Annotated in this window: 15 protein-coding genes and 1 pseudogene; 10 read left to right on the top strand and 6 right to left on the bottom strand. The window is 48.7% G+C overall.

From position 1 onward, the window contains the following. A pseudogene (locus tag BOO20_RS13140) lies at nucleotides 1-180 on the top strand (alpha/beta hydrolase); the annotation flags it as partial. 34 nt (nucleotides 181-214) lie between these two features. Here BOO20_RS13140 and BOO20_RS06035 read toward each other — a convergent pair. Then, the gene (locus BOO20_RS06035; protein WP_076791366.1) at nucleotides 215-424 is read right to left on the bottom strand and encodes a hypothetical protein; all 210 of its coding nucleotides are present in this window, start codon (nucleotides 422-424) and stop codon (nucleotides 215-217) included. 338 nt (nucleotides 425-762) lie between these two features. Here BOO20_RS06035 and BOO20_RS06040 point away from each other — a divergent pair, with 338 nt between their 5' ends. From BOO20_RS06040 to BOO20_RS06065, 6 genes are all read left to right on the top strand, one after another. Beyond that, nucleotides 763-1,254, top strand: a complete 492-nt coding sequence (locus BOO20_RS06040) for a GNAT family N-acetyltransferase (RefSeq protein WP_076791367.1) — start codon at nucleotides 763-765, stop codon at nucleotides 1,252-1,254. Nucleotides 1,255-1,318: 64 nt separating this feature from the next. Beyond that, on the top strand, nucleotides 1,319-1,945 hold the full coding sequence (locus BOO20_RS06045; RefSeq protein ID WP_076791387.1) for a LysE family translocator: 627 nt from the start codon (nucleotides 1,319-1,321) through the stop codon (nucleotides 1,943-1,945). 77 nt (nucleotides 1,946-2,022) lie between these two features. Continuing rightward, complete coding sequence (locus BOO20_RS06050) at nucleotides 2,023-3,135, top strand: Rieske 2Fe-2S domain-containing protein (protein WP_076791369.1); 1,113 nt, start codon at nucleotides 2,023-2,025, stop codon at nucleotides 3,133-3,135. Nucleotides 3,136-3,243: 108 nt separating this feature from the next. After that, nucleotides 3,244-3,498 carry a type II toxin-antitoxin system Phd/YefM family antitoxin gene (locus BOO20_RS06055; RefSeq protein ID WP_076791371.1) on the top strand — a complete coding sequence of 85 codons (255 nt, stop codon included), beginning with the start codon at nucleotides 3,244-3,246 and terminating at the stop codon, nucleotides 3,496-3,498. A gap of 116 nt (nucleotides 3,499-3,614) precedes the next feature. Then, entirely contained in the window at nucleotides 3,615-5,009 is a 1,395-nt protein-coding gene (locus tag BOO20_RS06060; RefSeq protein ID WP_076791372.1) for a D-alanyl-D-alanine carboxypeptidase family protein, read from the top strand. 30 nt (nucleotides 5,010-5,039) lie between these two features. Then, nucleotides 5,040-5,342, top strand: coding sequence for a Dabb family protein (locus tag BOO20_RS06065; protein ID WP_076791374.1), 303 nt, complete (start codon nucleotides 5,040-5,042; stop codon nucleotides 5,340-5,342). A gap of 97 nt (nucleotides 5,343-5,439) precedes the next feature. On the opposite strand, the gene BOO20_RS06070 is transcribed toward BOO20_RS06065, so the two are convergent. The 5 genes from BOO20_RS06070 to BOO20_RS06090 all read right to left on the bottom strand — a co-directional run bounded on the left by BOO20_RS06070 (nucleotide 5,440) and on the right by BOO20_RS06090 (nucleotide 8,634). Then, nucleotides 5,440-5,622 carry a 4Fe-4S binding protein gene (locus tag BOO20_RS06070; protein ID WP_076791375.1) on the bottom strand — a complete coding sequence of 61 codons (183 nt, stop codon included), beginning with the start codon at nucleotides 5,620-5,622 and terminating at the stop codon, nucleotides 5,440-5,442. Between the two features lie 170 nt (nucleotides 5,623-5,792). Beyond that, nucleotides 5,793-5,981, bottom strand: a complete 189-nt coding sequence (locus BOO20_RS06075; RefSeq protein ID WP_076791377.1) for a 4Fe-4S binding protein — start codon at nucleotides 5,979-5,981, stop codon at nucleotides 5,793-5,795. Between the two features lie 143 nt (nucleotides 5,982-6,124). Further along, nucleotides 6,125-7,084: a PhoH family protein gene (locus BOO20_RS06080; RefSeq protein ID WP_076791378.1), complete on the bottom strand. Its 960-nt coding sequence runs from the start codon at nucleotides 7,082-7,084 to the stop codon at nucleotides 6,125-6,127. Nucleotides 7,085-7,103: 19 nt separating this feature from the next. Beyond that, nucleotides 7,104-8,099, bottom strand: a complete 996-nt coding sequence (gene rfaD, locus BOO20_RS06085; RefSeq protein WP_076791380.1) for an ADP-glyceromanno-heptose 6-epimerase — start codon at nucleotides 8,097-8,099, stop codon at nucleotides 7,104-7,106. A gap of 112 nt (nucleotides 8,100-8,211) precedes the next feature. After that, nucleotides 8,212-8,634: an RNA polymerase subunit sigma-24 gene (locus tag BOO20_RS06090; RefSeq protein WP_076791382.1), complete on the bottom strand. Its 423-nt coding sequence runs from the start codon at nucleotides 8,632-8,634 to the stop codon at nucleotides 8,212-8,214. Nucleotides 8,635-8,828: 194 nt separating this feature from the next. Between BOO20_RS06090 and hisC the strand changes: the two genes are divergently transcribed. The 3 genes from hisC to BOO20_RS06105 form a co-directional block, all read left to right on the top strand. Then, the gene (gene hisC, locus BOO20_RS06095; RefSeq protein ID WP_076791383.1) at nucleotides 8,829-9,896 is read left to right on the top strand and encodes a histidinol-phosphate transaminase; all 1,068 of its coding nucleotides are present in this window, start codon (nucleotides 8,829-8,831) and stop codon (nucleotides 9,894-9,896) included. Nucleotide 9,897: 1 nt separating this feature from the next. Beyond that, the gene (locus BOO20_RS06100; protein WP_076791385.1) at nucleotides 9,898-10,434 is read left to right on the top strand and encodes an RNA methyltransferase; all 537 of its coding nucleotides are present in this window, start codon (nucleotides 9,898-9,900) and stop codon (nucleotides 10,432-10,434) included. 69 nt (nucleotides 10,435-10,503) lie between these two features. Next, nucleotides 10,504-10,793: alpha/beta fold hydrolase (locus BOO20_RS06105; protein ID WP_144277129.1), on the top strand; the 290-nt coding region annotated here is incomplete at its 3' end.

Here is a 10,793-nt window from a genome sequence, read left to right on the forward strand (position 1 = left end):
GTACGGTACATCATAACCCGCCACACCAATTCATGGCTTGAGGTGATCGGTAATTCCGGCCATGTCTGCAATGTTGACCAGCCTCTGGAGTTTAATACCCGTGCTATACATTTTTTGAAAAAGATGTCCTCCACAGATGCATTGACAGCAACTGCTCAACTCCGCCTGGCTACCTGCTGATACCACCTGCGGTTTATCTGAACTTCCGATAGCGCTAATCCGGAATAGCTCGATCCTCTGACTCCGGCATTCCTGACTTAGTTTCCGGTTTTTGCATGATATCTTCAGCCTGTTTCAGTACTGCATCCACAACAAAAAGCCCGGCTCCTCCGACAAGAATTCCTGCAATTCCGTGAAGCGCTATCGGTACGCCAAGAGGTGTAAGCAATAGAGCGCCGCCTACCCCTGCCGCTTCTTTAAGCATAGAACTCCTTTACATTTTCCGTGACGGTTGCACGTTAGTAGAGACCTCTGAAAATAATGTAGTTCACCATCATGGTGACGTTCCGGTCTTCTGCAGAGGAATCTGTATTCAGAGGGTAATATAAATCGCTCTCCTGTCAGGTTCAAGAGGAGGATGGAAAAACCGCTCATTATCTCCTCCCGGATTGATCCTCTCTTGAACTCAATGCGGAGTGGAGAGAATTACCGCCGTTTTCGATGTTTTCTGCTCTCTTCAATGTAGATTTAAAGTTGGGGATTGATTTTTTGCAAGGCACAAATGAAGCCTGGCTAAAAACGGTAGCAACTTTTTTAAGGGATATGAGGATTTCTCTTGAGCCGGTTACGCTCCATGACAGGGAAGCGATTATTGACATATTCAATTTCTATACGGAGTCGGGTTTTGCTGCATATACCGAGAGCCCGCTCTCTTATGAAATGTTCGAATCATTTGTACAGTTTTCATCGGGATACCCGGCAGTCACTGCCCGGGATGAGTCAGGCGTTGTCGTTGGTTTCGGAGTGCTTCGTCCCTACAGCTCAATTCCGGTATTTTCCTCTACGGCTGAACTGACCTGCTTTCTGAAACATGGATATACCGGCAGAGGGATTGGAAAACAAATTCTCAACTGTCTTGAGCATAAAGCGCAGGGCATGGGTATTACCTCGATTCTTGTGAGCATTTCGTCCCGTAACCCCGGTAGTATAGCTTTTCATCGAAACAACGGGTTCACGGAGTGCGGCAGGTTGACGGGAGTCGGAGAGAAAAGAGGGGTGAGGTTTGATGTGGTATATTGTCAGAAAATGATTTGAGGGGAAACTCACGACAATAAAAAACAGAGCCTCTTTTTTTAAATATTATTATCATTCGTTTATGATGATCGATACCCATACGATGCTTGCTTTTTTTTCGACTGCGATAATTCTTGCCCTCTCTCCCGGTTCTGATAACCTTTTTGTTATGGCCCAGGCTGCGCAGAACGGGCGGAAGGCCGGTGTTTTTGTGACTTTTGGTCTTGCCACCGGTCTTGTTGGCCATACCGTTGCGGTGGCGTTAGGGCTTGCGGCGCTTGTCAACTCTTCGGCATTTGCCTTCACTATCCTCAAGTATATCGGAGCGGCTTATCTCATCTATCTTGCATGGCAGGCTTTCCGGGCAGGAGGATCAACGGCGGAGAAGCGAGAGGTTCCTCATTTTTCAAAGGGAGATCTCTACAGAAGGGGGATTGTCATGAATCTCACCAATCCGAAGGTTTCGCTCTTTTTTATGGCGTTTCTCCCGCAGTTTGTCGATCCGGCAGGAGGCTCCGTGACGATGCAGTTTTTTCTGCTTGGAGGGCTCTTCATTCTGGCAACCATACTTGTTTTCGGAGCGATAAGTATGCTTGCCGGAGGGTTGGGGGAGCGTTACCGCAACTCTCCCGGTGCTCAGAGCGTTGTAAACAGAGTTGCTGCAGCACTCTTTGTCGGCCTTGCCCTCAAGCTTGTGCTGACGGAGCGGTAACCGGGAACGCAGACCTGCAAGCAGCCCGTGAAGCGATCAGATTCTGAAGAGAACTTATGTAACCAACCGTTGATTCCATGCGCCATATTCCACTCATACCGCTTTCGGAGCTACCCGAGAATACGCATAAATTGGTCCGGTCCGACAAGCATACCATTGTGTTGTTTCATTATGAGGGCACGGTTACCGCACTCGGGAACAGCTGCATTCATGAGGGTGGAGATCTCAGTCAGGGAACCATTCAGCGGCTCGAAGACGGAGAGCTTTATATTGTATGCCCCTGGCATGGCTGGCAGTACAGCCTGAAGAGCGGCAAGGCGCCCCAGGGCTACAGGGACCGTCAGGCGCTTTATGACGTGATTGTCGAGAACGGCATGATCATGGTTTCAGAAGAGCCCTCCAGAGAGGCTTTCAGGGCAGCTCATGATGTTGATCCTCTGGCCGATCTGCGAAAGATGGAGTATCAGACCACAACGAGGAGTCTCAATGTGCTCGGTATTTCCACGACCAATATGAATTGTGATCTGCCTCGTCCCTCCACTTCCGAAACGGCTTTGCAGAGTGCGCTCGATTTCGCGGCATCGGAGTTCGGCGCGGCAACAAAAATGATCAGAATCCGTGACCTTGATTTCCGCCATTGCGAAGGGTACTACAGTCGTCATGAAAATGCCTGTACGTGGCCCTGTTCCATATCGGAAATGGATCCGGAGGACGGGATGCTTGCGGTTTACCGTACCATGGTGCTGTGGGCGGATGCGGTTATACTTGCAACTCCTATCCGGTGGGGTAACGCATCCTCACTGTTTTACAAAATGGCTGAACGACTCAATACCGTTCAGAACCAGATAACCATACATGACAGGGTGCTGATAAAAAACAAGGTTGCTTCGTTCATTATAACCGGGGGACAGGATAATGTGCAGGGCGTTGCGGGAAATCTCAATGCGTTTTTCAGCGACCTCGGCTTTACCTTTCCGCCTTTTAATTTTGTCGGATGGAGCAGAGGGTGGATTGCCGAAGATACTGAAAATAATTACAACACCTTTTTCAGAAGCCGCTATGTAAAACGCTCCGTCAAAGAGCTGGTGACCAACACGCTTCATCTGGTCATGCAGATAAAGGGCATGGATGTTACCGATCTTCATACCCCGAAACCAAAAATATCAGAAGCCGGATCGCTTTCGGAATAACTGCTGCAAATCAGCTTGCCGCTTTGGAATATTCCGGAAAGAGTTGTTTTTTAGTACTTAAATACGTACAATTATTGGTACAAATAATAGTACTATTTATGGTTTTATATGGGAAGTATCAATCTTGAGGAAGATATAAGGCCGTTGTCGGAGTTTCGCGCAAACACAGCATCACTGGTGAAGCTGGTCAAGAAGACCGGACGACCTCTGGTGCTTACGCAGCATGGCAAAAGTACGGTTGTTCTGCTTGATGTCCGCCAGTACCAGTCAATGGTATCAAGTATCGAGCATTCCGAAAGTGCCGGTGCAGCAAAGCGCGGGTTGAAGGCTGAGGGTATAAAAAAAGCAGGTGATTATTTGTGATAAAATAACGGGATTCAGGGTTTGGATATGTACCTTCGGATGAGCGTGATTATGCTTTACAGAGAGGCTTTTTAACACCGGTTGACCATAATTACAAGAACAGTAGACCACTTTCGATGCAAGAACAATTTTCGACAGCCGCAATTTGCCGTCCATGGACGCTACGTTCCCGTAAAAGCAGGAAACATCTTCCCGTCAGAGCGAGGGTTATAACTCTCGGTATCTGCCTCTTTGCCTTTACGGCTTCCATAGCACTCCCTGCATTGCTCCATGCAGAGCCCGGTAATGGTTCCTACCAGATACAGGCTCCGGTAGACTCCTATATTGTCAAGGATTTATGCAGCTCAAGGGTTGTGATGGCAAAGGATATTGACCGGCCGGTCTCTCCTGCAAGCCTGACCAAGATTCTGACCTGTATCATGGCGATTGAAAGCGGAAAGCTGGATCAGGATGTGATCATTACCCGTGAGTCCACCAATGTAGAACCGTCAAAAGCGGGATTCAGGGTTGGAGAGCGAATCAGGCTTCTTGATCTTGTCAAGGCGGCCATGGTCAACTCGAGCAATGATGCGGCTTTTGCTATTGCGATACATCTCTCCGGCAGTGTTGATGCCTTTGTCGCTTCCATGAACTCCAGGGCGAGAGCGATCGGGATGCGAAATTCCCGTTTTACCAATCCGGCAGGTTTTGATAAAGGGATTTATGCCGGCAACACCTCAACGGCTGGAGATCTGTTGTGTTTGACGGAATATTCGGTCAGGAATCCTGTTTTTAATGCCGTAGCGCGCCTTGATCGTGCTGTTTTTGTTGAGCAGTCTACCCGAAAGGTCTACTCCCTTAAAACGCACAACAAGCTTCTGGGCAGATATCCCTATGCAGTCGGAATCAAAACAGGTTATACCGGCAGGGCCGGAAGATGCCTGATCGGACGAGCCATAAAGGATAACCGGGATATTCTTCTGGTTATGCTGAATTCAAGGACGGATCGCTGGAATGTTGCCGCAGAGATGTTTGATCGGGCACTGCTGATCCAGAGGGAGGAACCTGTTATGATTGCACGCTCCTCTGTTCCTCCCGCAGAACGGGCGGTGAGAGCCGATGCCGGAGAGCGTAAAATGGCGCATGCGTCACGGTTGCATACCCGGAAAGCCCGAAAAGGTGCAGCAGTCGTTGCTGCTTCGGCTAAACAATCGAAGCATCATGCCCGGCATGCAGTTGCCCTGACAAAATCGGTTAAAAAGTCAAAACAGCACACAGCGCTCATAGCCAAATCCGGAAAAAAGATGAAAAAGGGAGATCCGGTTGTTGCAAAATCCGGCGTGAAGCAGAACCGGAAAGCATTGGTCGCAGCAAAATCTGCCGGGAAGTCGAAATTACGTGATCTGGCGATTGCGAAAAGGGGAAGAAAGCTTGACAGAAAAGGGATTTCTGCAACGAAATCTGCGGGAAAGCTTAAAAAGCGTGATCTTGCGCTGTCAAAATCCGCGAGAAAAAAACAGACAGAAAGTTGATTTTTTACGATAACGCAGACGGTGCAAAAAATGATCAAGCATATTGTGATGTGGCAGCTTAAGGATGCTGCGCATGGAAACGACAGTGAGACCAATGCACGGCTGATACAGGAGAAGCTGGAGGCGTTGCGGGGGAGAATTCAAGGGATGCTTGCCATTGAGGTTGGTCTCGATTTCAGTCGAAGCGAGAGCTCGGGTGACGTGGTGCTCTACACTGAATTTGTTGACCGGCACTCTCTTGATGCCTATCAGATCCATCCTGAACATCAGGCATTGAAGCCGTTTATCGGTGAGGCCTCCCGGGAACGGAGGGTTGTGGATTACGAAGTTTAAAGAGCGGTTTTGTTTGATAGAAGATCTCAGTGTTGCTGGTAATAAAAAAGCGGAAGGGTTTGCCTTCCGCTTTTTTATTTGATCTGATCGTCAGAGCTTAGCCTTTGACAATAGCGTCTGAAGGACAAACAGATGCACATGCAGCTTCGCCACCATCGCATTCCGTGCAGGTTCCGGCGTCAATAACATAAACATCGTCACCGGCAGAAATTGCAGTAACCGGACATTCTGGTTCACATGCTCCGCAGTAGGTACATTCTTCGGTAATGTAGAGTGCCATATTAAGTTCCTTGCTTGTTGATTATTTGAAAACTATGAAAGAACGATTCGGGTCAATTTTGAATAATATAAGATTTTTTCATTACCGCAAAAAAAACGCCCCAATCCCTTAAGGTTTTATTTTGGTTGCAGATGGTCTTTTCTGTGATTTATCTCGGGTTTGCTGCCTCTTCAGACCTTGATGATGCAGTCTACAGGGCAGACCTGGACGCAAGCCGCTTCATCATGAAAGCCGATGCAGTCAACACAGGTCGTCTCATCAATAATATAGGTGTCATCCCCCGCAGTGATAGCAGTGACCGGACATTCAGGTTCACATGCTCCGCAATAGGTGCACTCTTCGGTGATTCTGTGTGCCATTTTGTTTCTCCTCGTTTACTGTTATTGAAAAATCAGGCAGGGACCTTCAGAGAGTTGGCCTCACCGGATCGGTTATATTCGTTTGAACCGGCCAGGGTATAAGAAAGTTCCACCCTGAAGCGCTCTTTTTACGGGCTGAAGCGCTATTTCTGCTCATGTTTTTCGTAAGCGTTGATGATATCACGCACAAGCCGGTGACGAACGACATCGGATTTGTCAAGATAGACAAAGCTGATACCCTTGATATCCTTGAGGACTTCCGGCGAATTGGTGAGTCCCGAGTCAGATTGTTCGGGCAGATCAATCTGGGTAACGTCTCCTGTAATGATCGCTTTTGAATTGAGACCAAGCCTTGTCAGACACATTTTCATCTGCTTGTTCGAAGCGTTCTGGGCTTCATCAAGAATAATGAAGGCATTGTTGAGTGTTCTGCCCCGCATATAGGCAAGAGGAACAATTTCTATAATCCTTTTTTCGGTGAGCATTTTGAGCTTTTCTGCAGTCAGCATATCCTGCAGGGCATCGTAAAGCGGCCGAAGATAGGGATCAATTTTCTGTGCGAGATCACCGGGAAGGAAACCGAGGCTCTCTCCGGCTTCCACAGCCGGCCTGGCAAGAACAATTCGCTTGACACTTTTGGATTTCCATGCCGCTACGGCTATGGCAACAGCGGTGTAGGTTTTTCCGGTACCCGCCGGACCGATGGCAAACACAATATCATTTGTTTTTGCTTCTGCGACCATTCGCCGCTGTCCGTTGGTTTTTGCCCTGACGACATAGTCGGCTGTTGCGACAATGATATCTTCATCCGCCAGATGTCCGGGTTTCATCTCCGGAGCCGGTGACGAGGCAAGCGTGATCAGCATGTTCAGGTCATTGTCAAGTACTTCGCCGTGCTTGTCGGCAAGAAACTTCATCTCGCTGAAAATCTTCTCGGTTACAGCAATCTCTTCGGGCTTTCCCTTGAGTGTGATTTTTGTCCCCCTGGCGGTGATGAGCAGATCGGGAAATTCCGCCCTTATTTTTTTCAGGTGGGCATCATAGGGCCCGAAAAGAATGACCGGCTCAATACCCTGGATCTCGATGATTTTTTCTTTGGTCAATGTGAAGGGTTGTTAGGCATTATGAATTGGTTTTCGCGAGATCAAGCCAGGGGTTGTCGGCAGCGAGATAGTGCTGTACATACTCTTTTACGCCCTCTTCAAGCGAGGTGAATGGTTCATGGTATCCGGCAGAGCGCAGCCGGGTCATATCGGCGCAGGTGTAGTACTGGTATTTGTCGCGGAGGGTTTCAGGCATCGGCGTGAAGTTGACGACCGGCTCCCGGCCGAGAGCCGAGAATGTTGCTTTTGCAAGATCGAGAAAGCTCCTTGCTCTGCCTGTTCCGACGTTGAAGAGCCCGGATGCTGAAGGGTTGTCGAGCAGCCAGAGCATGATCCGGGTGCAGTCCCTGACATAGACAAAGTCCCGCAACTGCTCGCCGTCAAGGTAGTCAGGGCGATGAGAGCGGAAGAGCTCTACCGATCCTTTGTCACAAATCTGATGATATGCCTTGAAAACGACGCTGCTCATATCATATTTATGATACTCGTTCGGTCCGTAAACATTGAAAAATTTGAGTCCCGCGGCATGGTTGAGAATGCCGTTTGCATCTGCCCACCGGTCGAACAACTGTTTGGAGTATCCGTACATGTTCAATGGCCGGAGCCTCTCAATTTCTGCAATATTGTCAGAGTATCCGTTGGAACCGTCACCATAGGTTGCCGCACTTGATGCATAGATCAGCCTTACATCATGAGCCATGCAGTATGAGGCCAACTTTTTTGAATAGCCGTAATTGTTGACCAGAAGGTGGTCGGCATCGGTTTCGGTGGTAGAGCTGTTTGCACCCATGTGGATGATGGCGGAAATATCCCTGAATGCACCGCTCTCCAGCAGGTCGGGAAAAAGGTCTTTCTGGATGAAATCTGCAAAGTGAAGCCCGGAGAGATTGCGCCATTTATTTGTCGTCGTCGAGCCAAGATCGTCAACAATGATGATATTCTCTTCACCATAACGGTTGAGTTCCCAAACCATGGCACTGCCGATAAATCCCGCTCCGCCGGTGAGAATAATCATAGGGTAAAAGAGATTGAAAGGTGCAGGAAAAGCAAATATAAAGAGGCTTGTCTAAAAACAAAAGGCCGCCAGGGATTTAAGCGGCCTTTCACAGGAGGGAGGAGGGTGTCGATCAGGCGGAAACTTTCATCATGGTGTCATTGACAAGCAGTTTTCGTCCCCAGAGAAGCCATAACCGTATTGTCTCAACAGGTTTGCCGATAATTTCGGAGATCTGGCGGTGTTTAAGGCCGGATATTTCACTCAGGAGTACGGAGAGCTTGATGTCTGCCGACCACTGTTTCAATGAATCGAGGAGATGATGCTGATGCGAGCAGGGTGCGTCCGGGATGCAGAAATCAGCATACTGACCGAACCGCTCAACATAGGATTTCCTGAAAGCTCTGAGCAGGTCGCTCTCTTTTGTCTCTTTGTTTGCAGATCGATAGGTGAGTTTGACAAGGTCTTGCGACTCATTCTCACTGCCGGTCATCCAGTATGCAAGGCTATATATGTCATTGAGCAGGTCGAGGGGTGTTTTTTTTATGCGGTTCATTATTGCTCCTTGATATAAGATTAAATTTGTCTTGATTTAATTTATAAAAAAAATGAGGATTGTCCAGCTTTTTTTCATGAATTCTGTGAAAAAGATGTTTTTTTGTATGGGTAGTGCAAGCGTTGTCCATATAAGGAGATCGCTCTGCAATTTTTTCTCCTTGACCCTTTCACCGCAACAATATTTTGTACCCTATGCAGAACGATATACAGCGCCTTCTTAATCCCGCATTACAGAGTGTTGCGGCATACCATGTTGAGGGGGGGCAGCAGGCAGAGGTCAAGCTGAACCAGAATGAGAGCCCTTTTGATGTGCCGATGTGGCTCAAGGAGGAGATACTTGGTGCGTTTCAGAAGGAGTCATGGAACCGCTATCCTGACATTCTTCCCTATCGGGGCATGCAGAGCTATGCTGAATTTCTCGGGGTTGCGCCGGAGTGTGTGATGATGAGCAACGGCTCCAATGAGATGCTCTACACGATCTTTCTTGCCTGCCTTGGTCCATCACGCAAAGTGCTGATTCCTGATCCCTCATTTTCACTGTATGAAAAAATCGCCCTGCTCCTGCAGTCCGGGATTGTCAAGGTGCCGATGCAGCCCGGTCTGGATTTTGACACGGAAGCTATCATCCGGACGGCCCGGGATGAGGCGGTTCATTTTATCGTGCTCTCTACACCAAACAATCCCACCTCCAAATCGCTCTCACTGGAAGATGTCCGCCTGATTGCGGAATCATGTGACGCCATTGTCCTTGTTGATGAGGCCTATATCGAGTTTTCCCGTCAGCGTTCCGCTCTTGAACTGATTGACGAGCTGCCCAATGTTGTGGTACTGCGCACCATGTCCAAAGCTCTTGCTCTTGCAGGAATCCGGATTGGTTTTGCGATTGCCAACCCGGCCCTGATGGCTGAGCTTGCAAAACCGAAAATCCCCTTTGCTTCCGGCAGGCTTCAGGAGATCACCATCGAGCGTGTGCTTTCGAACTACTCACTGGTCACGGATGCCGTATCCTATATTCTTCATGAACGGGCCCGGCTCTACAGTGAACTGCTTTCGATTGAAGGTGTTTCGCCACTGGAGAGTGATACCAATTTTCTGATCATCCGGGTTCCGGATGCCGGTTCGGTTTTTCAGGCGCTTCAGCGTGAGGGTATTCTTGTCAGAAATGTTTCCGGCTATCCGATGATGAAAAACTGCCTCAGATTCAATGTGGGGCTTGTTGATGAAAACCAGCGTCTTATCGAAAAGCTCGCATCACTTTAATATGGCGGAGTTCAGAAAGCTTCATGGATCTGAAATGAACCGTATGAGCCCGGAGCAGTATGCAGGTTCTCCCAAACACCCGATTTATCTGATGCTGCACAATATCCGCAGTATGTGGAATGTCGGCTCAATGTTCCGCACAGCTGATGCTGCCGGAATTGAAAAAATGATTCTTTCCGGTTATACGGCCACACCGCCGAGAAAAGAGATTGATAAAACCGCACTTGGAGCCCAGGATAGTGTTGCCTGGGAGTATCATGCCGATCCGCTTGTGGCGCTTTCGGCATTGAAACGTGCAGGAGTGAAGATCTGCGGTCTTGAGATTACGGAAGGAAGCCGTCCCTACAGTACGCTCACTCCCGGTGATTTTCCGCTCTGCCTTGTTGTGGGTAATGAGGTTGACGGTCTTGAAAACGAGCTGCTTGAGCTCTGTGATGAGGTTCTCGAGATTCCGCAGTACGGCACCAAGCATTCGCTTAATGTCGCTGTGGCATCCGGGATAGCGCTGTTTGAGTTTGTGCGTGTTATGCGGAGCTGAGTGTAACTTTTAAACGGGTACCCTTGTTCTGTTTCTTTTGAGGCTGCAATGTTTTAACACGGTTCTTCCATGCTTCATTACAAAACATATGAGTTGGATGACCCCGAAGCTCCCTGGGTGGTGTTTGTCCACGGCGCCGGGGGGAGTTCTTCGATATGGTTCTTGCAGATCAAGGAGTTTATACGCTATTTCAATGTCCTGCTGGTCGATCTTCGGGGTCACGGCAGGTCGAAAGGGATGCTGCCGCACAAGGATGAGCGTCATTACGATTTTGAGGATATCACCCGTGATATCATCGAAGTGCTTGACTCGCTCAATATCCGTAAAGCCCACTTCATCGGTATCTCGCTCGGCACCAT

Origin of the sequence: Chlorobium sp. KB01 (assembly GCF_001975465.1) — a bacterium.
Lineage (GTDB): Bacteria > Bacteroidota > Chlorobiia > Chlorobiales > Chlorobiaceae > Chlorobium.